Genomic DNA, 25,174 nt, shown 5'->3' with positions numbered 1-25,174 from the left:
AATGAGATGGTATCCCTTTCATAATCCTGATTGGGTCACTTCCCTTTTCCCAGGTTGTACCTGGCACAAAAGCCGTTCAGAAAAAAAAGTTTATTTAACCTTTGATGATGGACCTCAACCAGATGCAACAGCTTATGTTCTAGAGCTTTTAGATTCCTATGGAATGAAAGCTACCTTTTTTTGTGTAGGAGATAATGTAATTAAACATCCTGATCTTTATGACAGTATATTAAATGGTGGTCATCAAACAGGTAATCATACTCAACACCATTTAAATAGTTGGAAAACCAATGACAAACAATACATTAAAAATGTAAAGCTTGCAGAGTTTTCTATTAAATCAATGTTGTTTAGACCACCGTATGGTAAATTGGGGTTATCTACTTATAACTCATTAAAAAAACTAGGGTATCAAATTACAATGTGGGACGTACTTTCAGGAGATTTTGATGTTAATCAAAACCCGACGGTTGTATTAAAACAGTTAAAAAAGCATACTAAAAACGGAAGTATTATTGTGTTTCATGACAGTGACAAATTTCTAGAAATGTTGAAACAAGTGCTTCCCGAATATTTACAATACGTGAAGGACAACGGCTGGGAAACAGCAACACTTTAATTTAAGAGTACTGTTGTAATAGGGTAACAAGAGCATTTCCATCTTGTATTCCACTTTGACGCCACATCATCTCACCAGACTTATAAAGGATAAAAGTAGGCAAGGTTTTAATACGTAGGGCATTGGACAACTCGACATTCTTATCGACATTGATTTTTATCACTTTTGCTTGATCTCCAAGGGTAGCAGCAACATTTTTTAAAATATCCTGCATACTTTGAGATTCCTCATTCCACTCGGTAAAAAAACTAAGTAGAACAGGTTTTTCAGTATTTATAAGCTCGCCAAATTTTGACATATCAAGTACACCTTATCTTATCAAAAATAAGAAACTTTACTCTATTAAGCACGTTTTAAGGTTATCACTGTTATCTCTGGCCAAATTCCTGCACGTCCAGAATAACCTATGAAACCAAATCCACGGTTAACATTTAAAAATTGATCTAATTCCTTATAGATACCAGCCCATCGTTTGTAAACAAAACTCACTGGACTCCATTTAAAAAAACCAGGTATCTCAACACCAAACTGCATTCCATGAGTATGACCACTTAGAGTGAGATGAAACTTTTTAGGGTGATCTTTAACTTGTAATTCCCAGTGACTAGGATCATGACTCATTAAAACTTTAAAACTAGAATCCGACAACGAGGCGCTAGCTTTGTCTAGATTACCATATTTAGGAAAACGTCCACCACCATAATTTTGAACTCCTACAATATGTAAACTATCCGCACCTCTCTTAATTTCATGTGCTTCATCCATCATTAATCGCCATCCCATATTCTTTTGAATTTCGAACAACTCTTCAAGATTTTTACGCTTTTCACTTTGACTATCCCAATTCACATAATCACCATAATCATGATTCCCTAACACGGAAAACACACCATCCTTGGCCTTTAATCTTCCCAAGATTTCTTCCCAACCATAAAGTTCTCGTGCCACGTTATTAACCAGATCACCTGTGAACAATATGACATCACTTTGTTGTTTATTTACAAGGTCAATGGCATAGGCTACCTCATCCTTGTCATCAAAACTACCTACGTGAATATCACTTATTTGAGAAATTTTATAACCATTAAATTCTTCGGGTAAATCCTCAAAACTTAATTCATATTCACGCACTTGATAATTGTATTTTCCTTTCCAGGCTCCATATAAAATAGCACCAAAAGGCAATGCAGCTAGTGCCAGTCCCGTTTTGGCTATAAATGAACGACGGCTAGGCAGGAAAGATGAGCTAGCGTCAGACATTCCTTCTAGGTCGGTAGAATTATGCTTTCGCGAAAGCGAGATAACACCTTCTACAATCCTCACAATATCCTCGAAGAACATGATGAGTAAGAAGAACGTTTTGGCTGCTAGAAAAGCCAAAAATAAGGTTACTGCAAAATCTCTTACTGGAACTACTTGAGTGCGATCTGGAGATAAATAGAATTGTAAAACAACGTTTAGGAAAATAAGTATTGATACAGCTAGATATACCCATTTCCACCAATGACCCTTAGCTAGTACTCGAATAAGTTGAAAAGCATAAATTTCAACAATAATGAAAAAACCTATGATATATATAAATCTCATGGCGCTAAATTAACTCAATACAACAGGTTATGGATTAAGATAAAGTTAAAGCCGGCGCTCTTGCTCACCCTAGCATATAGTTTTATCTTTAACCTTCTCAAATTTTCATCATGACGAACGACGGAACCGACGATAAAAGACTGTTTTTACTAGATGCTTATGCTTTAATTTTTAGAGGATATTATGCACTTATTAAAAATCCTAGAATCAATTCACAAGGCATGGATACCAGTGCCATAATGGGATTTACTAACAGCCTTTTTGATGTTATAAGACGTGAAAAACCAGAATATCTAGCTGTTGCCTTTGACAAGGAAGGAAGTGCAGAGCGTACCGAACTATATGCAGATTATAAAGCTAATCGTGACGAAACACCAGAAGCAATTAAAATAGCCGTACCCTACATACAACAAATATTAAAGGCGATGCACATTCCCATTATCGAGGAAGCTGGTATCGAGGCCGATGATTTAATAGGTACTTTATCAAAACAAGCCGAAAAAGAAGGATTTACCGTTTATATGGTAACACCAGATAAGGATTATGCACAGTTAGTTTCTGACAATATCTACATGTATCGTCCTGCTCGCATGGGCAATGGGATAGAAATATGGGGCATTCCCGAAGTTCAAAAAAAGTTTGAAGTAGATCGACCTGAACAAGTAATCGACTATTTAGGAATGATGGGTGATGCCAGTGATAACATTCCAGGGTTACCTGGAGTAGGAGATAAAACTGCAAAAAAGTTTATTAAGGCCTATGGATCCATGGAAGGACTTTATGAAAACCTTGATCAACTTAAAGGTAAAATGAAAGAAAAAGTAGAAGCTAATAGAGAATTAGGTTTTCTTTCAAAACAGCTTGCAACCATTAAATTGGATTGCCCTGTTCAATTTAACGCAAGTAAATACACACTGGATGATCCAGATGTTGAGAAAGTTCATGAGATTTTTGATGAATTGGAATTTCGTCGTGCGAAAGAAACACTAGCCAAAATATTTGCTCCAGATAATATCCCTGGTGTTAACTACAAAGAAGACAATAAAAAAACGGTGCCTGATAACAGATCCAGTTCTTCAAGTGGTCAATTTGATTTGTTTTCTACACCGGGATCAGGTACCGCTGCAGAGGCTGATGCTACTGGTCGTAATACACTTTCAACCACCGATCATTTGTACCAGATCGTGCAGCCTGGAATGGGGACAAAATTATTTATTCAGACTTTAATGAATCAAAACAGCGTTTGTTTTGATACTGAAACCACAGGACTTGATCCGTTAACAGCTCAACTAGTAGGAATTGCATTTTCATGGGAAAAAGGCAAGGGTTATTACTTACCTTTTCCAGAGGATCAAGAACAAGCCATAGAACTATTACAACAGTTAAAACCATTTTTTGAATCTGAACAGATTGAAAAAGTTGGACAAAATTTGAAGTACGACATTAAAGTACTAGACAAATATGAGGTTAAAGTAAAGGGCCCTATGTTTGACACTATGCTAGCGCACTATTTAATTAATCCTGACATGCGTCACAATATGGATGTCCTAGCAGAAACCTACTTGAACTATACGCCACAAAGTATTACCGAATTAATTGGAAAGAAGGGTAAAAATCAAAAATCCATGCGCGACGTGGATTTGGAGAAAGTAAAAGAATACGCCGTAGAGGATGCAGACATCACGTTCCAGCTTAAGGAATTTTTTATCAAAGAACTAGCTGCTGCTGGTACTGATAAGTTATTTCATGAAATAGAAATGCCCCTTTTGAAGGTGCTTGCTGCTATGGAGATTGAAGGTGTAAATCTTGATTGCGATTATTTAGATACGCTTTCGCGAAAGCTAACAGAAGACATAGCCCAATTAGAATCTAACATATATGAAATTGCAGGTGAAGAATTTAACATAGGATCTCCTAAACAATTAGGAGAAATACTATTTGGCAAAATGAAACTTGTCGATAAGCCGAAGAAAACTAAAACAGGACAATATTCTACTGCAGAAGATGTACTAAGTTATCTAGCTAAAGATCATCAAATTGTTGCCAATGTTTTAGAATACCGAGGACTCACTAAACTTAAATCAACCTATGTAGACGCATTGCCTAATCAGGTTAATCAACAAACGAAACGCATACACACTAACTACATGCAAACTGTAGCTGCAACGGGAAGATTAAGCTCTACAGATCCTAATTTACAAAACATACCTATACGTACTGAACGTGGCCGACAAGTGCGTAAGGCTTTTGTACCACGCAATGAAAATTACAGGCTTGTCGCGGCTGATTACTCCCAAATTGAATTGCGCATTATTGCAGCATTAAGTGAAGAGGAAAACATGATTGCAGCTTTTCAAAACAATGAAGATATTCATGCCAGTACAGCAGCAAGGGTATTTAATGTTCCTATTCAAGATGTTACCCGTGAGCAACGTAGTAATGCAAAGACCGTGAACTTTGGGATTATTTATGGGGTAAGTGCATTTGGCTTAAGCAATCAGACTGATTTATCTCGTAGTGAAGCTAAAGAGCTTATTGATACCTATTACGCAACTTATCCTAAGTTAAAAGCATACATGCAAGAACAAGTCGACTTTGCTAGAGAGAATGGATATGTAGAAACTGTGTTAGGTCGTAGACGCTACTTGAAGGATATAAACAGTTCTAATGCTGTTGTTCGAGGCGCTGCTGAACGAAATGCGGTGAACGCACCTATTCAAGGTAGTGCTGCTGACATCATTAAGTTAGCAATGATCAATATTCACAACAAGTTTGAAGCATTAAATTGCAAATCAAAAATGCTACTTCAGGTGCATGATGAATTGGTTTTTGATATTCATGATGATGAATTAGAAGACATGAAAAAACTCATAAAAAAAGAAATGGAAAATGCCTATAAAATGAGTGTACCTTTAGATGTTGAAGTTGGTTTAGGAAATGATTGGTTAGAGGCGCATTAAGTCAAAAAAAGATCTCGATGAAAACAGCTTTTATCTTAATAATTACTTTAATGAGTATATCGTGTACTCATTCTCAAGAGGATTTACCAGAGGTATCCCAAGGTAGTATTCAACGAATTCCTGATTTTAAATCAAATTACGTTACAGCTAGGAATATTGATATATGGTTACCAGATGATTATTCTAAAAAGAAAAGGTATTCAGTTTTATACATGCACGATGGTCAAATGCTATACGATGCTAAAGGATCGTGGAATAAACAGTCATGGGAAATGGATGAGGCTGCACATCAACTCTATAAGAAAGATGCATGTTCAAAGGAATTTATTATTGTAGGTATTTGGAATGGTGGTGAAACTAGACATAGTGATTATTTCCCACAAAAACCTTTTGAAATGCTTACTAAAGATGAAAGAAATATTGTAAGCGAACAATTAAAACAGTCGCATGTTCCTCTTGAATTTAGCTTTACTCCAACTTCGGATAATTATTTGAAATTCATCGTGCGTGAGTTAAAGCCTCACATTGATGAGATGTTCAACACCTATACAGATAAAAGCAACACCTTTATTGCAGGCAGCAGTATGGGTGGCTTGATTTCTATGTATGCTCTATGTGAATACCCACAAGTTTTTGGAGGTGCTGCATGTCTTTCAACTCACTGGCCTGGAACGTTTACTTTGGAAAACAATCCTATTCCAAACACCTTCAAACAATACTTAAAGAACAATCTTCCAGATCCAGCTACACACAAATTATATTTTGACTGTGGTGATGAAACTTTAGATGCCCTATATCCAGAGATTCAAAAAGAGGTTGATTTCATTATTAAAGAGAAAGGTTACACCGCTAAAAATTGGAGAACGGGATACTTCCCTGGAGAGAATCACAGCGAAAATGCCTGGAGAGATAGAGTTATTATCCCTTTAGAATTTCTTTTTCAATAGTTACCTAATTAAAGAGAACGTGATTTTTTTGACACACCTGTTTATTAGTGATGGATAATAACTTTATCAGTTATAACAATATCATCTATTCTTGCCTTAAGTAAATAAGTTCCATTACTTAATTGAGAAACATCAATAGTTCCTATATTATTTTGATTGAAATAAACCTGTTTTCCCATCATATCAAAAATATATAACTCATCTATGGTTTTTGAAGATGTTATGATAATCCTTTCTTTTGCAGGGTTTGGATATAATTTTAAGGTATAACTAGATTCATCATCTAGTGATAGCACATTTTGATAAATACGTACATAGTCAATTTGCATATCACTCTGCACAAAATTAGGATCTACCGTTCCAGCAATACCACCCATGGCTACATTCAATAATAAATATTGATCTGCATCAAATGGCCAAGTATCGACATTGCGTATAGTAGGGTTATAGGTATAAAAAGGAACATCATCTATCAGAAACGTTATTTGTTGTGGCGACCAGTTTACCGAATATATATGAAACGTATTTGCAACATCTGATAACATAAACGGCTGATAATTCATGGTTGCTCCAAAACATCCTGAACAATTTGTATGTAAGGCCGCAGAAACCTGGTTTACGGGCCCTAATCCATGTTCCATAATATCGATTTCCCCACACAAAGGCCAATTAGTTGTACCGAACTGGCTGTCCCAATAACCACCATCTTCATTTATATTTTTACCTAACATCCAAATAGCTGGCCACGTACCATCACCCATTGGTAGTTTAGCCCTTACGTCTACTCTACCATGAGTAAACGCAAACTTAGAATTCAATCTAGCACTAGTATATTGTTTCGTCTCACCTTGATCAGTAAAATTTTCTCTTTTTGCAACTATATGCAGCATTCCATTTTCTACATAAGAATTATCTAATCGATTTGTATAGTGCTGAATCTCGCCGTTTGCCCATCCTGTTGGAGTAATCATTTGTGTTTGATGAAACCACTTTGTTGGATCAACAGGATTGTTGAAACCAGGTGTATTAAATTCATCTGACCATACAAGATCTGTATAGACTACATCAATAGGATTAGGTGGTGGAGATACGACAGCATTGTTATCGATATCGTCTATGAGGTAGGTTCCAGGTGTTAAGGAACCACCATCGATAAACAAGGTTATCCGACTGTAAGTACCCGTTCCAGTAACTGTATTTCCTGTAGTCGTTTCTATAGCATTTGAAAAGTCAAAATTGAGTGTTGTCCAAATATTTTGAGAATTAACTACTGTTGTACTGACTTCAATATCAGTATTTATCCCATTCTCAAGTTTTACTATAATGTTATGACTATTTGGATCAAAGGCATAAAACCTCAGAGATAGATTTGGATCGTTATCTAAATCTACAGGTGTTCCTAAATCAATAAAAAACCCTTGATAAGCAGCAGCACCATTATTGAAAAATTCACCCACTTGGTTACCTGCTTGTGAAGGATCACCTCTAAAGGAAAATCCTGATCCCGAAAACGAAGAAAAAGGAAAAGAATTGTTTTCAAAATCTAACGGTAATTGCTGGCTATTGGACCAACAAAATCCTATAATAAAGAAGAAAAGACTATAAATTTTCATGTATCAAATGTAACTGAACCAGCATACACGACACCTATTTACCACCTCTACAAAAACTATACAGAGGTGCTACTATTTACTTTTCCTTACTTTTTTTCTTCAAATAAACATGCTTCAACTCAAATCATAGATTTATATAAGTCTATCTGTAAGCTTTATACATTACCACGATCTGATTCTCTCTACTATTGGTGCTAGAGCCCGCAAGGAATCTATCTACATTAATCGTAAATCCATCGGTATCAAAAGAAGTCATTGAGGCTCTTATCAAGCCTTCTTGAGCATCAGTACCACCAGTAGCTGATCCATTATCGTGAATAGGCTCTCCATTATTATTTACAAATAATGCGGCAAAACAATGGTTAGTAGAAGAATAAGTTCCAATGTTATTTATACTAGAGCCACTTAAACCAGTTGCCATTGCATATTGATCTATGGTACCGCCATTATTTTGGGCAAAACCAGTTGTCATTCCACCAGCCATTCTAATATCATTGCTATTATTTTGACCAGATCGAGACGCTCCTTCGTTAGCTGTTTGCACCCTATTTATCGCAACAAATTCAACACTAGATGGCTCAAACCCTACACCTGTAACAGATACTGATCCACTGCTTGTTATTGTTATTGTTCCAAAGTGAATTTGTTTTTCTCTATCTGTAGTCATAAGTGCCCAACTACCGCTTTCAAAAATAAAAATTCCTGCAGGTGTTAAACCGCCGGTTCCTGTGTTATAAACAATGGTACCATCGGCGATAGGACCTCCATTAGGGTTTATTATAGTAGTGTTATCCGCACTGGATGAAAGCGCTATTCTAGGTAATAAAACACCCGTATTGGAAGAAACTATATCGAGCACTCCTTCTGGTGAACTAGTATTAAGACCAACTTGAGAATATATAACAAAAGGAACTAGAAAAAATAGAATTTTCAGGGACTTCATAATACGTTTTCTTTTAAAATCAACGCAAATAAAGTTTCTATAGACGAAAGGACAAAAAAAATAATTATCAATTGTTAACCATTGTTTTTAATCGAATTTAACACCGTTTTAATCGGTGAATTCAATTAAAACAAATGCTATTCATCGATTTTTATCTAACCAGAGCAAAATTTCCTGAAACCTTTGGTCTATTTTCAATCTCTAGTGTAAACCAATAAGTGGATGAAGGTAAAGGGTTACCATTATACGTACCATCCCAACCTACTGTATCTGGCGATAACTGCTTAAGTAACTTACCTTGACGATCATAAATAAAAAGTTGAGCTCCTGGATATTCTTTAAGTCCGTCAAATGTCCAGTAATCATTAAAGCCATCTTGATTTGGAGTAAAAAAACGTTGATAATCCAATGTTACAAAAGTGGCAAAAATTACTCCACATCCGTTTCTATCTCTTACCCTTAGATCATGATAGCCTTTGTACAATCCATCAAAGAAATTAGAAGTTTGATAAGCACCGTCATCTACTGAAAATTCGTAGTCTCCAGAACCGCTTACCAGTATTGTAGCTGTATTATCGCCATTTCTAAAATCCTGAGTGATGATTTCATCAATAGTAGCTTTTGAAGATGGTAGAGCCTCGATAGTCAGCTGAGAGGTACATCCCTCATTGTTTGTAACAGTTACCGTATAAGATCCCGGTGAGAGTACATCAATTGTATTGGTGTCTTGTCCACTTTCACCTGTACTCCATTCGTAGAATTCAAATCCAAATTCCACACCTATTGTAATAGGCTGTGTATTCTCTTCGCATATAATTATTGGGTCCTGCATCCTTAAGTCAGGCGTTCTATTTAATACAACATTAAAATCTAAATCAGTAAAGCATCCTGAATTTACATCAGTAACACGAGAAAAAATACTAGTAACAGGTTGTGAAATTTGCGGTGTGCCCGATAGATTATTGGTAGGTACTGAGCGATCATTATTAGTTAGATAATGCCTTACTTCAAATAAATTTGGGTCTAAAGCACCAAGTATCTCAGACGTTAAATCACTTAAAACAATTTGCTCTAACCCATCATTTTCTATATCACAAACAAGATAATTATTAGGATTTTGCACAACTGGTGGATTATAAAGTCTTAAAGGAACTCGAACCACAGAATCACAAATAATACCTGCTGGATCGGTAACCTTTAAAAAATAAAAAGTTTGGGTGGTAGTAGCTGTAACATTTGGATTTATAGGATTGGTGTCGTTAAAAGCATCTTGTTCAGTATCATGATAGGTAATGTTGTACGAACTCGCATTTGCTACAAATAAATCTAGATTTGCAGCAAGATCATAAGACTGGGTATTATTAACTGAGCATACAACTACTTCATCAAGATCAGTAGGTATACCATTTTCATCAACCACAATTTCAAACTCTGTAAAGTCAGTACAATTTGAGTCAGTACGTTCAATTCTAGCAAATACTGAAAAAGTACTTGTTGAATTTGTATAAGGAAATGATAATGCATTAGTACCTATATTAGCATCATTCAGGTTTTCGTGATAAGTTACAATTACGTTGGATTGACCATTTATAATAGTAGCGTCAAACTGGGTAAAATCAAATTCTCTAATTCCGTCTTGTGGCCCTAGGTTATCACAAAACTCTTGATCTTGTACAGGATTTGCTATAGGAGCTGGCGGCAAGGTTGCCGTTCCTCCAGGATTAAGTTGAAATCCTCCTGTACCTACTGCAAGTCCTACAATAATATAATACACTTCACCAGCTGTAGCATCAATCTCTCTTAAATATCCATTCCCATTTGCACCAGGACCTTCTGTTATATCAGTCTCTGTATCATTTAATCCTGTGTTACCTGAAACACCAGCAGATTGTGGGTTTGTACTGCTACATCTAATTGCAGCTCCCAAATTACTACAATCTGTCACAGGTCCAAAGACAGCAAAATCATAATCAGCATTTGCAACATCGGGCACCAAATCAAATGTGAAGCTTCCAGTATTTTCAATTTCTACCCTAAACCAGGCCTGATCTACCGGAAAATTATAACAAGAAGGGACTTGATTGTTGGGGCTTGCAAAATCATTGGTCCCAGCTCCTGATGGTGTTAATCCTAAATCTGTATTACCACAAAGTAAAATGGCATTGGTACAATCATTAGGATTTTGAGCAACCGAGGAAAAACCAATCACTAAACAAATAATAAACTGTAAAATTTTAAAACGCTTCATGTAGTAAAAATAGGTTTAATTATTTATCCAGTACTTGTAATAAGTGGCGCAATTCCTCGAGCGTATTCAAATAACAAAAACTCACCCTTATACCGGGACCTCGTAACGAGGTTATAATATTTGAATCAAGCAACTTTTGATACAATAGTTCATCACCATTGATGTTAAATATACCAGAATGGGATTCTCTGTGCATGACAGATGGATCTAACAACTTACGCTGCTTAAATTCTTGAAATACATTCTTGGACAACGTTTTATGCCTTAATTCAATATTTTGAATTCCTATTTTTTCTACTTCTTTTAAAGCTAGATTCAATGAAGATATAGCTAGCAAATCAACATGTCCTGGCTCAAACTGCTGTATCATTAAACTGCGATTATCCAAACGAGTATTTATACGTTGATTTAAATGACTAGATACTTTTGAATATGAATCTGGTTGAATTGAAATAAATCCTATTCCATCACCTGCGTGTAGCCATTTGTAACAACTTGCGATGATTATATCTATTCCGCTTTCGCGAAAGCGAAACTCTTCACATCCCACGTATTGAGTTAAATCTGCAATAAAAACCGTATCGGGAAATTCGAGTTTAAGTTGTTTTATGAATTCATTATTTAATTGAATGCCAGAAATATATTGAACCATACTAAAGCAGAAAAAATCAGGAGCTTCCTCTTTAAAAGCTTCTAGGATTTTCTGCTCAATTTCATTGTCCACAGTAACATATTGAGTAATAAAACCTCGTTGCCTTACAGCATCGTTAAGTGATGGGTAATCATCTTCAATTAATAAAAATTTAGATTCCTTATCCAGAGTATGCAAAACGTGAATAAAAGCTTGTGAAAAATTAGGAATAAAAGCTGTGTAATCAATATGCGAATCAAGAAATTGCGATAGACGTTTCCTGCAGGCATCAATCAAATTACTGGAAAGGTTTGTAAACTTTGATCCTTCATCTCTTAATTGATGTAGTATGTGAATGCGTTCATTAATGACCGCTTGAGAAAGCAACCCGTGATTAGCCACATTTAAATAAGTGTACCTATTAAGAATAGGGTAAGCTGCTCTTAAATTCTTGATAAGGGATGAGTCCATAAAGTCTTTATACTGTACATTTGAGTATAAAAATACAACTAATCATGTTCGGTTTTAAAAAGAAACACGTACCAGAAATCGATCCTCTACAAAAGGAACTTATAGAAAATGCCCAACGACGCATTAAGGAAAAACGTGGTCTATTCACTCATTTTGTTGTTTTCCTTGTAGGAGCTATTGGTTTAATAATCATCTCGCAAGTTCTTATGCAAAGTGAACCTATTAAATTTCTAGGTGTGGAATGGTGGATATGGGTACTGTTTGTTTGGTTGTTATTATTGATTTATCACGCATTTAAAGTATTCATCACAAATAGACTGCTGGGTCCAGAATGGGAAAAAAAACAGTACAACCGATTGGTTCAAAAACAACAAGAACGCATCGCACAGCTTGAATCTAAAATTAATAGTGAAAAGCCTTTACCTAAAACAAAAATCATATCTCAATCTTCAAACAATAAAACTTTGACCATGATTGCAGCTGCAGGCAGCAATAATGAATTGGGGAAAGATGGTGATTTAGTATGGCATTTGCCAGACGACTTTAAACGTTTCAAAGCTATTACAACTGGTCATCATATTATTATGGGAAGAAAAACTTTTGAGTCCTTCCCAAAACCTTTACCTAATCGCACTCATATCGTACTCACACGTGATAAAAATTACAAAACCTCACAGGCCATCGTAGTCCACGACATGGAAACTGCCCTTGCAGCAGCAAGTGAAGATGAAAAACCGTTTATAATAGGTGGTGGAGAAATTTATCAACTAGCTCTACCGTACGCCACTCACATTGAACTTACTAGAGTTCATGGCTCTTTCACTGCTGATGCTTTTTTTCCAGAAATCGATACGAACGAGTGGAATCTTATAAATAAAGAACATCATCCTAAGGATGATAAGCATGACTATGCTTTTGATTTTGAAACTTGGAAGCGTAAATAACAATAATCAAGATAAAGGACACCTGCAAACAAGTTATAGCAAGTAAACCTACAAAAGCCTACTTTTACAACCTGAAAAATTACTAATATGAAAGCATACGTTTTTCCTGGACAAGGAGCCCAGTTCACAGGAATGGGAAAAGACTTATATGATAATCACGCCTCTGCAAGGGCTTTATTTGAAAAAGCAAACGAGCAACTAGGATTTGACATTGCCAAAATCATGTTTGAAGGAACAGCAGAAGAACTTAAGCAAACTAAGGTTACACAACCTGCCGTTTTTTTACATTCTGTAATTCTAGCAAAAACGATGGGCGATGCCTTTAATCCGGATATGGTAGCTGGACATTCTTTAGGAGAATTAAGTGCACTTACTGCTACAAATTGTTTAAAATTTGAGGACGGACTTAATCTAGTTTCTAAACGAGCACTAGCGATGCAAGCCGCATGTGAAATACAGTCTAGTACTATGGCCGCAATTTTAGGCTTGACAGATGATGTTGTAGAACAGGTTTGTAAAGAAGTAAAAGGAACTGTTGTTGCTGCCAACTATAATTGTCCTGGACAATTAGTAATTTCTGGAGCAGTACCTGCTGTTGAGGAAGCTTGTGAAAGATTAAAGGCGGCAGGAGCAAAACGTGCTTTAATACTTCCAGTAGGTGGTGCTTTTCATTCTCCGTTAATGGAACCTGCAAGAGAAGAACTAGCCGCAGCTATTGAAGCTACAGAATTTTCAAAACCAATTTGTCCTATTTACCAGAACGTAACCACGTTTGCTCTAAACAATACCGACGATATAAAAACAAACCTTATTTATCAACTTACGGCACCTGTAAAATGGACACAATCCATTCAAGAAATGATCAAGGATGGTGCTAATGAGTTTATTGAAGTAGGGCCTGGTCGCGCGCTGCAAGGAATGATTAAAAAGATCGATAGAGAAGTTACCACAAGTAGTGCAACTATAGAATAATTCATACTAGAACAAAAGCAAAAAACCCTATTCAATTAAGAATAGGGTTTTTTTTATTCCTTTTAAAATGTTTTACATTTCAAGCGCTTTCTTCACATCGCCATCCATCAATAAATTGATAGGATCTTCTAGTGCTTCTTTAATAGCTACTAAGAAGCCTACAGATTCCTTACCATCGATAATTCTATGATCGTAAGATAAAGCTAGGTACATCATAGGACGTATTACAACTTGTCCATTTTCTGCAATTGGTCGCTCAATAATATTGTGCATTCCCAAAATACCACTTTGAGGTGGATTAATAATAGGAGTACTCATCATGCTACCGAAAACTCCTCCATTTGAAATAGTAAAGGTTCCACCCGTCATCTCATCAACTGTGATTTGTCCATCACGAGCACGCAATGCTAGACGTTTTACTTCTGCCTCTACTCCTCTAAAACTTAGATTCTCTGCATTTCGTATTACAGGCACCATTAATCCTTTAGGACCTGATACTGCAATAGAAATATCTTTATAATCATAAGTAATCATTTCTTTACCATCAATCATACTGTTCACAGCAGGATATAAATCTAGGGCACGTACTACTGCCTTGGTAAAGAAGGACATAAAGCCTAGAGAAACTCCGTGTTTTGCTTTAAAGTCTTCTTTATATTCTTTACGTAAGTCAAAAATAGGTTGCATGTTTGCCTCGTTAAAGGTGGTCAACATTGCTGTTTCATTTTTTGCACTTACTAAACGTTCTGCTACTTTACGACGCAGCATGGATAATTTAGATCGAGAAACTCCTCTAGAGCCAGCTCCAGGTGTTCCCATAGAAGGTGTTGCGCTTACCGCATCTTCTTTTGTTATACGACCATCGCGACCAGTACCTTTAACACTACCAGCATCGATACCTTTTTCATCTAAAATTTTCTTAGCTGCTGGACTAGCTGTACCTGTAGCATAAGACTCTTTAGCCTGTGTAGGTTGTGGTGCTTTATCATGACTAGTAGATTTTGAGTCGGGTGCACTTTTTGCCTGCTCTTTTTCAGCTGCTTGTCCACCACCTTCATCACCACCTTCATAGGTTGAGCTCTCGTTATTTACATCTTGAGAACCTCCATTTGGATTTGGAGCTTCAGTATCAATTAAACAAACTACTTCACCTACTGCAACAGCATCACCTTCTTCTGCTTTTAAGGTTATAATACCACTAGCTTCTGCTGGTAATTCTAGGGTTGCTTTATCACTATCTACCTCGGCAATTGCCTGGTCTTTTTCTACCCAGTCGCCATCGGCAACGAGCCATTCTGCGATTTCTACTTCTGTAATCGACTCGCCTGGTGAAGGCACTTTCATTTCTAGAGCCATAATTTACTTATTGTTATTAAAAACGTCTTCTATTACTTTACTATGACGCAATTTTGAACGAGTTGCACTACCCGTTGCTGGTGCGGCATACATATTTCTTGAACATACTCGCCAGTTTCTTGTTTCTGGCATGTGTAGTAGCAAGTGAGCATATGCTCCCATGTTACGAGGCTCTTCTTGAGCCCAAACGATGTCCTCGCTACCGTAATTTTTTATAATTTCTTGAATTTGATTTACTGGTAAAGGGAATAGTTGTTCAATACGTACGATGGCAACATCGTTACGATTATTCTCTTTTCTATACTCTAATAAATCGTAGTAGAATTTACCTGATGTAAACACTAGTGTTTTTGCTTTCGCGAAAGCGGAATCACCAGCATCACTATCGATAATTTCTTGGAAATGTCCATTTTCAAACTCTTCTACTTTACTTACCGCTGCCGGCAATCTAAGCAAGGATTTTGGAGTGAACACGATAAGTGGTTTACGATAATCCACAACCATTTGACGACGCAATAGGTGGAACATGTTTGCCGGAGTTGTACAATTTGCAACAAACATATTATCTCTAGCACATAGTTGCAGGTAACGTTCGGGACGAGCACTAGAGTGTTCAGCTCCTTGACCTTCATAACCATGTGGTAAAAGCATTACCAGCCCGTTTTGGTTTTTCCACTTATCTTCTCCAGCACTGATATACTGGTCAATCATGATCTGTGCACCATTTGAGAAATCTCCAAACTGGGCTTCCCAAATAGTCAATGTTTTTGGCCTTGCTAGTGCATATCCATACTCAAACCCTACAACACCATATTCTGAAAGATGTGAATTGTAAATCTCAAATTTACCAGTTGCGTCTAGATTGTTATGAAGGATAAACTCTTGCTCTTGATTTTCTGACTTTACAACTGCATGACGGTGTGAGAATGTACCGCGTTCTACATCCTGACCACTCATACGTATGTTATATCCTTCAAGCATTAAGCTACCATAGGCTAGGTGTTCTCCCATTGCCCAGTCTAGCTCATCCTTATCAAACATGGTTTGTCTAACCTCAACAATTTTCTTGATTTTACGTATGAAATTACGATCCTCTGGAAGTTGGGAGATTGTTTTGGTGATTTTTTCAAGCACCTCTCTTTTTACTCCAGTAGGCACTTTTTCCATCATTTTATCCTCAGTTGCTGTGTGGTATCCTTCCCACTCATCTTGCATGAAAGGTGTGATGATGGTATTTTCTTTTTTTCGCGAACTTTCTAGTTCTTCTTCTAATCCTTCTTTGTAGGACTTCTCAAGATTCTTTATGTGATCCTTATTGATCAGTCCTTCTTTAAGCAATTTATCAGCATAAATATCTCTAGAATTCTTATGCTTTTTTATTGCTTTATATAATTGGGGTTGGGTGAACATAGGTTCATCACCTTCATTGTGACCGTATTTTCTATAACCTAATAGGTCAATAAAAACATCACGCCCAAATTCCATTCTGTAATCTAGCGCAAAATTCATCGCATGGACTACAGCTTCGGCATCATCGGCATTTACATGAAGAACTGGTGATAAAGTAACTTTTGCTATATCAGTACAATATGTACTTGATCTAGCATCTAAGTAATTAGTTGTAAAACCTACCTGATTATTAACAACAACATGAATAGTTCCTCCTGTTTTATAAGCTTCTAGCTGTGCCATTTGCACCACTTCATAAACAATACCCTGTCCAGCGACAGCAGCATCACCATGTAATACGATAGGTAATGTCTTACTCATATCATTAGGTGTGTGCATGTCCTGTTTAGCTCTTGCTATACCTTCTACGACCGCTCCTACAGTTTCAAGGTGTGATGGATTAGGAACAATATTGATATTTATATCATTTCCATTATCAGTCTTGCGCTTGCTTGTGTAACCTAAGTGGTACTTAACATCACCATCAAAGATGTCTTGTTCATAATCCTTTCCATCAAATTCTGAAAAGATATCAGTTACTGGCTTACCAAATATATTGGTAAGAACATTAAGACGTCCACGGTGTGCCATTCCTAGTACAAATTGATTAACGCCTTTATCGGCAGCGTTTTCAATTAATGCATCAAGACCAGGAATTAAAGACTCGTTACCTTCTAATGAGAATCTTTTTTGACCTACATATTTTGTATGTAAGAAAGATTCAAAAGATACTGCTTCGTTTAATTTTTTCAGAATTTGTTTTTTCTGATTTTCATTAAATTTTGCGTGATTATTATTTTGGTGTAACCAGTTTTGTATCCACTTTACCTCATCTGGTTTTCTTATATACATATACTCTACACCTATACTTTCACAGTAAACCATCTTAAGATGATCTATGATAGTTTGAAGTGTAGCTTTACCTATACCTATAAGTTCTCCAGAATCAAACTCTTTGCCCAAATCTTCATTAGACAATCCAAAGTTCTGGATATCTAATTTAGGCTCATAGTTACGTCGCTCTCTTACCGGATTTGTTCTTGTAAACAAATGTCCTCTAGAACGATAGGCATCTATAAGTTTAACAACTTGAAATTCTTTTTTAACATTATCGGGAACTGTAACGCTGCTTCCCTGATGTTCTACTACTAAGTCACCTTCATGAGCACTTTCCATACCGAAATCAAAGCCTTGGAAGAAAGCTCTCCATGAAGGTTCAATGCGATCTGGATTGATCAAATATTCGTCGTAAAGCTGAGCAAAGTAAGCAGTGTGTGCTGCGTTCAGAAATGAATACTTATCCATAAAATTGTAAGGAAATTTCCTTTTTTTCAAATATGATAGCAAAAGTAAAGAAAAGTGCTCGCTTGACATCGACTTTTGTATATTTATAACGATTGAAATTCCTAAAACTCAGAATAATGAAAAACAGACATTCTAACATTATTGCATTTTTCATAATTTTTACCTTAGTAATTTGTAAATCTTTCAGTCAGTCTACTACCACAGAGTCAGATTTTTGGAATAAAGTAAGATTTGGAGGAAATATTGGAGCTGGATTTAATAACAATTTCACCTCAATCATTATTGCTCCACAAGCTATTTATCAACTTAAACCTAATTTTGGGGTTGGTTTAGGCTTAAATTACAGCTATTCTGAAAGAGATGTTAATAATGCTAGTTTTCAAGATTTCTCGTCAAATATTTATGGAACTAGTATAATTGGTATTGCAAATCCTATTGATTATTTGCAGGTAAGCGCCGATTTTGAATATTTCTACGTGAATCAAAATTTTGAAAACAGCGCTTTGGATAGAGAGTACTGGGTACCTGCACTATTTCTAGGTGCTGGTTATCGACAAGGGAATTTTGTTATTGGATTTAGGTACGACATTCTTTACAATGATGATAAAAGCATCTACAACAATGGTTTACAACCCTTTGTAAGATTACTATTCTAATTATTGCCTCAATCTAAATTGAATTTTCACCCATTCTCGATACAAGAACCCCATTACTATACCATGTTCCAAATGTCGTTCCTGCACATCTGCCAGGTAATACAATTGCTGTAACTTGGGATCGCTATCTTCTATTGCATCTGACAATAATTGGATAACAGATTCCAGAAAATCGTCTGGCGTGTCAGACTGCACAACTGGATAACCACTGCGCTCCAAATCTTTATTGATTTGATTGCGATACAGACTGAACACATGATGTCGTTGCAGCTTATCTTTAATAAGCTCTAATTGATGAGACATTTTATACTTTTTTGTAAATGGTTTGTTTCACGCTTTCGCGAAAGCGAATCTTTTAATAATTCACTCAAACAACAAATTAAGGTAATAGTAACAACTTTTTACAGACAAAAAGAGTAAAATTGGATAGCATACTCAATACATGACCAATAAAGATCTATTTAAAATTGCCGAAACTTTTTTTGAAGATAAAGGATGGACATCGTTTCCTTTTCAAAAAAACTCATGGAATGCCTTTTTAAAAGGAAAACACGGCTTGCTCAATGCACCAACGGGTAGTGGTAAAACGTATGCTCTCTGGATCGCGATAGTATTAAATTACATCAAACAAAATCCCGATTATAAGAAAAAGCCCAGTAAAGGATTAAAAGCTGTCTGGATAACACCTTTACGATCTCTATCAAATGAAATCGCACAAACCACACAATCCTTTGTAGATGCTATTGAACTACCCTTCAAAGTAGGAATAAGAACAGGTGATACATCGAGCAAGGAAAGAAGCGCTCAAAAAAAGAGCATGCCGGATTTATTAATTACAACTCCTGAAAGTTTACATTTATTACTAGCAAGTAAAGATCGTAATAATACTTTTAAAACCTGTGAAGCTCTAGTCATTGATGAATGGCATGAGCTGCTGGGCACTAAACGAGGTGTACAAATGGAACTAGCCATTTCCCGTTTGAGAACAATAAGTTCAGGAATAAGGATTTGGGGAATTAGTGCTACCATTGGAAATTTAAATCAGGCTCAAGATGTCTTATTAGGCGTTCCTACCCACGAACATAATACGCAATTGAATGACAATGTAATCCCTAAAGATCGTGTTTTAATAAAGGCAAATATTAAAAAGGACATTAAGGTACAATCCATCATCCCAAAAAAGATGGATAAAATGCCATGGAGAGGCCACTTAGGTTTGCACTTATTGGAAGACGTTGTACACATAATAAACTCCAGTAAAAGCACTTTAATATTTACAAACACAAGAGCGCAATGTGAAATATGGTTTCAAGCATTGATGAGCAGCCATCCAGAATTTGCTGGTGAGGTAGCTATGCATCATGGATCTATTAATAAAGAAACTCGCATATGGGTAGAAAACGCGATACGCAATGAGTCGTTAAAGGCTTGTGTTTGTACCTCATCATTAGATTTAGGAGTAGATTTTGCACCGGTAGAAACAATCATCCAAGTAGGTGGTCCAAAAGGGGTTGCGCGATTTTTACAAAGGGCTGGTCGTAGTGGCCATAGACCTGGCGAGACCAGTGTAATCTACTTTTTACCTACACACGCACTTGAACTTATTGAAGCAAGTGCGCTGCAAAAAGCGGTAACAAATCAAGCCGTTGAAGACAGGCTGCCCTACCTATTATGTTACGATGTGCTCATTCAATATCTATGTACACTAGCGGTAGGTGGTGGTTTTTATCCCGATCAAATTTATAAGGAAATTAAACAAACATTTTGCTTTCAATCCATTAGCCAGGAAGAATGGCAATGGTGTCTCAATTTTATTGTTCATGGAAGCAATAGTTTAAGTAACTACGATGAATATAAAAAAGTAGAAATAGATGATACCGGTCGGTATTTTATCGATTCTAGAGCAATAGCGATGAGACATCGATTACAAATAGGAACCATCGTTACAGGACAAGATGTGACTGTGAAATACGTGACAGGCGGATATGTAGGAACTATTGAAGAGTATTTTATAAGTAAACTTAATCGTGGTGATGTGTTTGTATTTGCTGGACGCACTTTAGAATTTGTAAGACTAAAGGGAATGGTAGCACAAGTACGCATTTCAAATAAAAAGAAAGGACAAGTGAGCAATTGGCAAGGTAGTCGTTTACCGCTGAGCTCTCAATTAGGTGAATTGCTTAGGGAGGAGATGATAAATTTTCAAACAGGAAAAAAGAAATCACCAGAGGTGCAAGCTCTTAAAGATATTATTAAACGTCAACAACAAGAAAGCATCATACCACTACCTGATCAATTTTTAATAGAAACCTTTAAAACTAGAGAAGGATACCATTCGGTATTTTATCCGTTTGAAGGAAGATTTGTTCATGAAGCCATGGCAGGTTTGATCGCTTATAGAGTAAGTTTGCTTCAGCCCATTTCTTTTTCACTTGCCTTTAACGATTACGGTTTTGAATTACTAAGTGATCAGCCTTTTAATATGCAAGACCTATTGGATAACAATCTACTTACACCCGATATGCTATCCCAAGACATGATAGCTAGTGTTAATGCCACAGAATTAGCTAAAAGACAGTTTAGAGATATCGCAGTAATTGCAGGATTGGTCTTTACTGGTTATCCTAACAAAATCATTAAAACAAAACATTTACAAAACAGCAGTCAATTATTATTTGAAGTATTCAAAGACAATGAACCAGATAATCTTCTCTTGCGACAAGCTTATACAGAAACTTACGAGCAACAAATAGAAGAATACCGCTTGCGCGAAAGCCTAGAACGTATCAAGTCGCAAGATATCATCTGGAATCAGTGTGATAAACCTACACCCTTTTCATTCCCCATAATTACCGATAGATTGAGAGCTAAATTATCGAGTGAAAAACTAGCTGACCGCATTAAACGAATGCAATTGAAATGGGAATAATTGTATTATGTTCCAGTAAATAAGTATTGTGATAAATCAAGTCTAAACGCCTTGAGAAAAGTAATGCTTACAAGATTTAAAAAGCTATTAAAACTCGTACCTTTTCCCTACTTTTGCACACCTTAAAACACTGGTGACATGAGTACTAAATTCAATGAATACAAAGGTTTAAATCTTCCTGAAGTTGATAAGAAAATCAAACAATTCTGGAAAGATCAGGACATCTTCAACAAGTCGGTAACTACAAGAGAAGGTAACGAACCTTTTATTTTCTTTGAAGGACCACCATCGGCAAATGGATTACCTGGTATTCACCATGTTATGGGTCGTACTATCAAGGATTTGTTCTGTCGTTTTAAGACACAGCAAGGCTACCAAGTGAATCGTAAAGCCGGATGGGACACGCACGGTTTACCAGTGGAACTAGGTGTGGAAAAAGCTTTAGGCATTACCAAAGAAGATATAGGTACTAAAATATCTATTGAAGAATACAACCAAGCCTGTAAAGACGCTGTATTAAAATACACCGATATATGGAGTAACTTAACTGAGGATATGGGTTATTGGGTAGACATGGAAGATCCATACATAACCTACAAGCCTAAATACATGGAAAGTGTATGGTGGTTACTTAAAGAAATTTATAATAAAGATTTACTTTATAAAGGTTACACCATCCAACCTTATTCACCAGCTGCCGGAACAGGTTTGAGTTCGCACGAATTAAATCAACCAGGATGCTACCGTGATGTTACAGATACTACTGTGACTGCGCAGTTTAAAGTAACTGATCCTGCACAGTTACCGTTTACCACTCAAGGTGAAGTTTTCTTCCTAGCATGGACTACTACTCCATGGACTTTACCATCTAACACAGCGCTTACTGTTGGACCAAAAATTGACTACGTACTTGTAGAAACTTTCAACCAATATACGGGTGAATCAATGCAAGTAATACTAGCAGAAGCCCTTGTAAACTATCAGTTTGGTAAGAAATATGAACATTTTGATAATGACGCTTTCGCGAAAGCGAAACAAGAATACAAACTGGGCGACAAAAAAATACCATATACGCTATTAGGAACTTGTAAAGGAGTAGATCTGGTAAATATTAAATACGACCAACTACTGGAATATGCATTACCTTATGAAAATGCAGAAAATGCTTTTAGAGTAATAGCAGGCGATTTTGTAACTACAGAAGATGGAACTGGTATTGTACACACTGCCCCAACCTTCGGTGCAGACGATGCACTTGTAGCAAAACAAGCAACTCCAGAAATTCCACCAATGCTAGTATTGGATGAAAACAATAATCCAGTACCGCTTGTAGATTTACAAGGTAAATTTAGAAGAGACTTACCTTTTATAGGTGGCAAGTATGTGAAAAACGAATACTATAAAGACAATGCTCCAGGACGCAGTGTCGATGTAGAAATAGCCATCGCCCTAAAAGAACAAAATCGTGCTTTTAAAGTAGAAAAATATGTACACAGTTATCCACATTGTTGGAGAACTGACAAGCCTGTACTTTATTATCCACTAGATAGCTGGTTTATCAAAGCTACGGCTTTCAAAGACCGTATGCACGAGTTAAATAAGACCATTAATTGGAAACCAAAATCAACTGGAGAAGGAAGATTTGGTAACTGGCTGGCTAATGCCAATGATTGGAATCTTTCTAGATCACGTTTTTGGGGTATCCCACTACCTATATGGCGCAATGAGACAGGGACGAAAGAAATCATAATAGGCTCTGTAGAAGAACTGGTAAACGAGATAGAAAAATCTATCGCCGCTGGTGTTATGTCAAAAAATCCGTTTGAAGGATTTACACCTGGTGACATGAGTGATCAAAATTATGATTTGATTGATCTACACAAAAATGTTGTAGATCAAATAACACTTGTTGCTGATAATGGAGAGCACTTGCACCGCGAGGCAGACTTGATAGACGTGTGGTTTGATAGTGGTTCAATGCCGTATTCCCAATGGCACTATCCTTTTGAAAACAAAGAAGCCGTAGAGAACGGTTTACGCAAGGCAGATTTTATAGCCGAAGGTGTGGATCAAACTCGTGGATGGTTTTACACACTACATGCTATTGCTACTATGATTAGTGACGATGTTGCTTACAAAAATGTAGTATCAAACGGACTGGTTCTGGATAAGAATGGTCAAAAAATGTCTAAGCGATTAGGGAATGCAGTGGACCCATTTGAGACTTTAGGCAAATATGGCGCCGATGCCACAAGATGGTACATGGTGAGTAATGCAAATCCTTGGGACAACCTAAGATTTGATACTGATGGTATACAAGAAGTGCAGCGTAAGTTTTTTGGAACCTTGTATAATACCTATAGCTTTTTTGCCCTGTATGCAAATGTTGATGGCTTTAAATACGATGAAAAGGATATTCCATTAAATGAACGTCCAGAAATTGATCGATGGATCCTATCTGAACTTAATACTCTTATCAAAGACACAACAGCTTTCTACGAGGAATACGAACCAACTAGAGCTGCAAGAGCAATCACCACCTTTGTGACAGAGAATTTAAGTAACTGGTACGTAAGATTATGTAGAAGACGTTTTTGGAAAGGTAGTTACGAGCAAGATAAAATCGCTGCTTATCAAACCCTATATACTTGTTTAAAAACAGTAGCTCAATTAGGCGCTCCTATCGCTCCTTTTTTCATGGATCAATTATACCGTGACTTGACAAGTGTTTGCGAGAGCAACAGCAGTGAAAGTGTACACCTATCCCAATTCCCTATCGCAAACAACGATCTTATCAATAGTGAGTTAGAGGAAAAAATGCACAAAGCACAAGTGATTTCAAGCCTTACACTTTCATTACGTAAAAAAGAAAGCATTAAAGTAAGACAACCCTTGCAACGTGTTATGATTCCCGTTTTAGACACTAAGGACAAGGCTCAAATAGAAGCTATTGCAGATCTAGTAAAGAGCGAGGTAAATGTTAAAGAAGTGGAGTTAATCGATGACGCAAGTGGGATACTTGTTAAAGAAATAAAGCCAAACTTTAAAGTTCTGGGACCTCGTTTTGGTAAGGAAATGGGCATGATCGCTGGGAAAATCAAAAGTTTTCAACAAGAAGACATCGCTTTGTTAGAAAAAAATGGAGAAATTAACATAAACATTAATGGTACTGATACTATATTGAGCCTCGAAGACGTTGAGATAACATCTTCGGATATAGAAGGATGGCTAGTTGCTAATCAATCAGGCATTACAGTTGCGCTCGATGTAACTATTTCTCCAGAGCTCAAACAGGAAGGGATTTCACGTGAATTAGTGAATCGTATTCAAAACATAAGAAAGGACTCCGGACTCGAGGTAACAGACCGCATAACGATCACAATGCAATCGCACCCAGAAATGGATGCTGCGGTAGAGAAAAATGCCCAGTATATTAAAGATGAAACATTAGCCAATGATTTAACAATAACACAATCTGTAGATAACGGTACGATAATTGAGTTTGACGACATTGCGACCGCAATACAGATAACAAAACAATAAA

At 36.5% G+C, this 25,174-nt stretch carries 17 protein-coding genes; 8 read left to right on the top strand and 9 right to left on the bottom strand.

The genetic code is table 11. From position 1 onward, the window contains the following. Position 1 precedes the first annotated feature (1 nt). On the top strand, positions 2 to 619 hold the full coding sequence (locus tag HCN53_RS10465) for a polysaccharide deacetylase family protein (protein WP_167342909.1): 618 nt from the start codon (positions 2 to 4) through the stop codon (positions 617 to 619). A gap of 1 nt (position 620) precedes the next feature. Here HCN53_RS10465 and HCN53_RS10460 read toward each other — a convergent pair whose 3' ends face one another. Both HCN53_RS10460 and HCN53_RS10455 read right to left on the bottom strand, forming a co-directional pair. Continuing rightward, complete coding sequence (locus tag HCN53_RS10460; RefSeq protein WP_042276304.1) at positions 621 to 917, bottom strand: thioredoxin family protein; 297 nt, start codon at positions 915 to 917, stop codon at positions 621 to 623. Between the two features lie 44 nt (positions 918 to 961). Beyond that, the gene (locus HCN53_RS10455; RefSeq protein WP_167342908.1) at positions 962 to 2,206 is read right to left on the bottom strand and encodes a metallophosphoesterase; all 1,245 of its coding nucleotides are present in this window, start codon (positions 2,204 to 2,206) and stop codon (positions 962 to 964) included. A gap of 110 nt (positions 2,207 to 2,316) precedes the next feature. Between HCN53_RS10455 and polA the strand changes: the two genes are divergently transcribed. Then, positions 2,317 to 5,166: a DNA polymerase I gene (gene polA, locus HCN53_RS10450; protein WP_167342907.1), complete on the top strand. Its 2,850-nt coding sequence runs from the start codon at positions 2,317 to 2,319 to the stop codon at positions 5,164 to 5,166. A gap of 17 nt (positions 5,167 to 5,183) precedes the next feature. Beyond that, positions 5,184 to 6,113 (top strand): alpha/beta hydrolase, encoded by a 930-nt coding sequence (locus HCN53_RS10445; protein ID WP_167342906.1) that lies wholly within the window; start codon positions 5,184 to 5,186, stop codon positions 6,111 to 6,113. A 44-nt stretch (positions 6,114 to 6,157) separates the two neighbouring features. Here the strand turns inward: HCN53_RS10445 and HCN53_RS10440 are convergent, their stop codons facing one another. From HCN53_RS10440 to HCN53_RS10425, 4 genes are all read right to left on the bottom strand, one after another. Continuing rightward, positions 6,158 to 7,726 (bottom strand): family 16 glycosylhydrolase, encoded by a 1,569-nt coding sequence (locus HCN53_RS10440; RefSeq protein WP_167342905.1) that lies wholly within the window; start codon positions 7,724 to 7,726, stop codon positions 6,158 to 6,160. A gap of 142 nt (positions 7,727 to 7,868) precedes the next feature. Further along, complete coding sequence (locus tag HCN53_RS10435) at positions 7,869 to 8,669, bottom strand: hypothetical protein (RefSeq protein WP_167342904.1); 801 nt, start codon at positions 8,667 to 8,669, stop codon at positions 7,869 to 7,871. 151 nt (positions 8,670 to 8,820) lie between these two features. Further along, the gene (locus HCN53_RS10430) at positions 8,821 to 10,917 is read right to left on the bottom strand and encodes a T9SS type B sorting domain-containing protein (protein ID WP_167342903.1); all 2,097 of its coding nucleotides are present in this window, start codon (positions 10,915 to 10,917) and stop codon (positions 8,821 to 8,823) included. A gap of 19 nt (positions 10,918 to 10,936) precedes the next feature. Continuing rightward, complete coding sequence (locus HCN53_RS10425) at positions 10,937 to 12,019, bottom strand: aminotransferase class V-fold PLP-dependent enzyme (RefSeq protein WP_167342902.1); 1,083 nt, start codon at positions 12,017 to 12,019, stop codon at positions 10,937 to 10,939. Positions 12,020 to 12,039: 20 nt separating this feature from the next. On the opposite strand from HCN53_RS10425, the gene HCN53_RS10420 reads away from it, so the two are divergent. After that, on the top strand, positions 12,040 to 12,963 hold the full coding sequence (locus HCN53_RS10420; RefSeq protein WP_317168764.1) for a dihydrofolate reductase: 924 nt from the start codon (positions 12,040 to 12,042) through the stop codon (positions 12,961 to 12,963). An 87-nt stretch (positions 12,964 to 13,050) separates the two neighbouring features. Then, on the top strand, positions 13,051 to 13,935 hold the full coding sequence (fabD, locus tag HCN53_RS10415; protein WP_167342901.1) for an ACP S-malonyltransferase: 885 nt from the start codon (positions 13,051 to 13,053) through the stop codon (positions 13,933 to 13,935). 72 nt (positions 13,936 to 14,007) lie between these two features. On the opposite strand, the gene odhB is transcribed toward fabD, so the two are convergent. Then, positions 14,008 to 15,291 carry a 2-oxoglutarate dehydrogenase complex dihydrolipoyllysine-residue succinyltransferase gene (odhB, locus tag HCN53_RS10410; RefSeq protein WP_060523334.1) on the bottom strand — a complete coding sequence of 428 codons (1,284 nt, stop codon included), beginning with the start codon at positions 15,289 to 15,291 and terminating at the stop codon, positions 14,008 to 14,010. A 3-nt stretch (positions 15,292 to 15,294) separates the two neighbouring features. Further along, positions 15,295 to 18,045 carry a 2-oxoglutarate dehydrogenase E1 component gene (locus tag HCN53_RS10405; protein ID WP_167342900.1) on the bottom strand — a complete coding sequence of 917 codons (2,751 nt, stop codon included), beginning with the start codon at positions 18,043 to 18,045 and terminating at the stop codon, positions 15,295 to 15,297. A gap of 116 nt (positions 18,046 to 18,161) precedes the next feature. Between HCN53_RS10405 and HCN53_RS10400 the strand changes: the two genes are divergently transcribed. Then, positions 18,162 to 18,701 (top strand): alpha-ketoglutarate decarboxylase, encoded by a 540-nt coding sequence (locus HCN53_RS10400; protein WP_206063922.1) that lies wholly within the window; start codon positions 18,162 to 18,164, stop codon positions 18,699 to 18,701. On the opposite strand, the gene HCN53_RS10395 is transcribed toward HCN53_RS10400, so the two are convergent. Further along, positions 18,702 to 19,004, bottom strand: a complete 303-nt coding sequence (locus HCN53_RS10395; RefSeq protein ID WP_167342898.1) for a hypothetical protein — start codon at positions 19,002 to 19,004, stop codon at positions 18,702 to 18,704. Positions 19,005 to 19,143: 139 nt separating this feature from the next. Between HCN53_RS10395 and HCN53_RS10390 the strand changes: the two genes are divergently transcribed. Both HCN53_RS10390 and ileS read left to right on the top strand, forming a co-directional pair. Continuing rightward, positions 19,144 to 21,630: a ligase-associated DNA damage response DEXH box helicase gene (locus HCN53_RS10390; protein WP_167342897.1), complete on the top strand. Its 2,487-nt coding sequence runs from the start codon at positions 19,144 to 19,146 to the stop codon at positions 21,628 to 21,630. 138 nt (positions 21,631 to 21,768) lie between these two features. Beyond that, positions 21,769 to 25,173, top strand: coding sequence for an isoleucine--tRNA ligase (ileS, locus tag HCN53_RS10385; RefSeq protein ID WP_167342896.1), 3,405 nt, complete (start codon positions 21,769 to 21,771; stop codon positions 25,171 to 25,173). Position 25,174: the final 1 nt, after the last annotated feature.

Source organism: Nonlabens sp. SY33080 (assembly GCF_011784885.1).
GTDB classification, from domain to species: Bacteria; Bacteroidota; Bacteroidia; order Flavobacteriales; family Flavobacteriaceae; genus Nonlabens; species Nonlabens tegetincola.
This window is presented reverse-complemented; position numbering and strand designations above follow the sequence as displayed.

Bases quoted from the DNA above. Each gene is read 5' to 3' on its own strand.
- HCN53_RS10465 (WP_167342909.1), top strand. From the start codon at position 2: ATGAGATGGTATCCCTTTCATAATCCTGATTGGGTCACTTCCCTTTTC.
- HCN53_RS10460 (WP_042276304.1), bottom strand. From the start codon at position 917: ATGTCAAAATTTGGCGAGCTTATAAATACTGAAAAACCTGTTCTACTT.
- HCN53_RS10455 (WP_167342908.1), bottom strand. From the start codon at position 2,206: ATGAGATTTATATATATCATAGGTTTTTTCATTATTGTTGAAATTTAT.
- polA (WP_167342907.1), top strand. From the start codon at position 2,317: ATGACGAACGACGGAACCGACGATAAAAGACTGTTTTTACTAGATGCT.
- HCN53_RS10445 (WP_167342906.1), top strand. From the start codon at position 5,184: ATGAAAACAGCTTTTATCTTAATAATTACTTTAATGAGTATATCGTGT.
- HCN53_RS10440 (WP_167342905.1), bottom strand. From the start codon at position 7,726: ATGAAAATTTATAGTCTTTTCTTCTTTATTATAGGATTTTGTTGGTCC.
- HCN53_RS10435 (WP_167342904.1), bottom strand. From the start codon at position 8,669: ATGAAGTCCCTGAAAATTCTATTTTTTCTAGTTCCTTTTGTTATATAT.
- HCN53_RS10430 (WP_167342903.1), bottom strand. From the start codon at position 10,917: ATGAAGCGTTTTAAAATTTTACAGTTTATTATTTGTTTAGTGATTGGT.
- HCN53_RS10425 (WP_167342902.1), bottom strand. From the start codon at position 12,019: ATGGACTCATCCCTTATCAAGAATTTAAGAGCAGCTTACCCTATTCTT.
- fabD (WP_167342901.1), top strand. From the start codon at position 13,051: ATGAAAGCATACGTTTTTCCTGGACAAGGAGCCCAGTTCACAGGAATG.
- odhB (WP_060523334.1), bottom strand. From the start codon at position 15,291: ATGGCTCTAGAAATGAAAGTGCCTTCACCAGGCGAGTCGATTACAGAA.
- HCN53_RS10405 (WP_167342900.1), bottom strand. From the start codon at position 18,045: ATGGATAAGTATTCATTTCTGAACGCAGCACACACTGCTTACTTTGCT.
- HCN53_RS10400 (WP_206063922.1), top strand. From the start codon at position 18,162: ATGAAAAACAGACATTCTAACATTATTGCATTTTTCATAATTTTTACC.
- HCN53_RS10395 (WP_167342898.1), bottom strand. From the start codon at position 19,004: ATGTCTCATCAATTAGAGCTTATTAAAGATAAGCTGCAACGACATCAT.
- HCN53_RS10390 (WP_167342897.1), top strand. From the start codon at position 19,144: ATGACCAATAAAGATCTATTTAAAATTGCCGAAACTTTTTTTGAAGAT.
- ileS (WP_167342896.1), top strand. From the start codon at position 21,769: ATGAGTACTAAATTCAATGAATACAAAGGTTTAAATCTTCCTGAAGTT.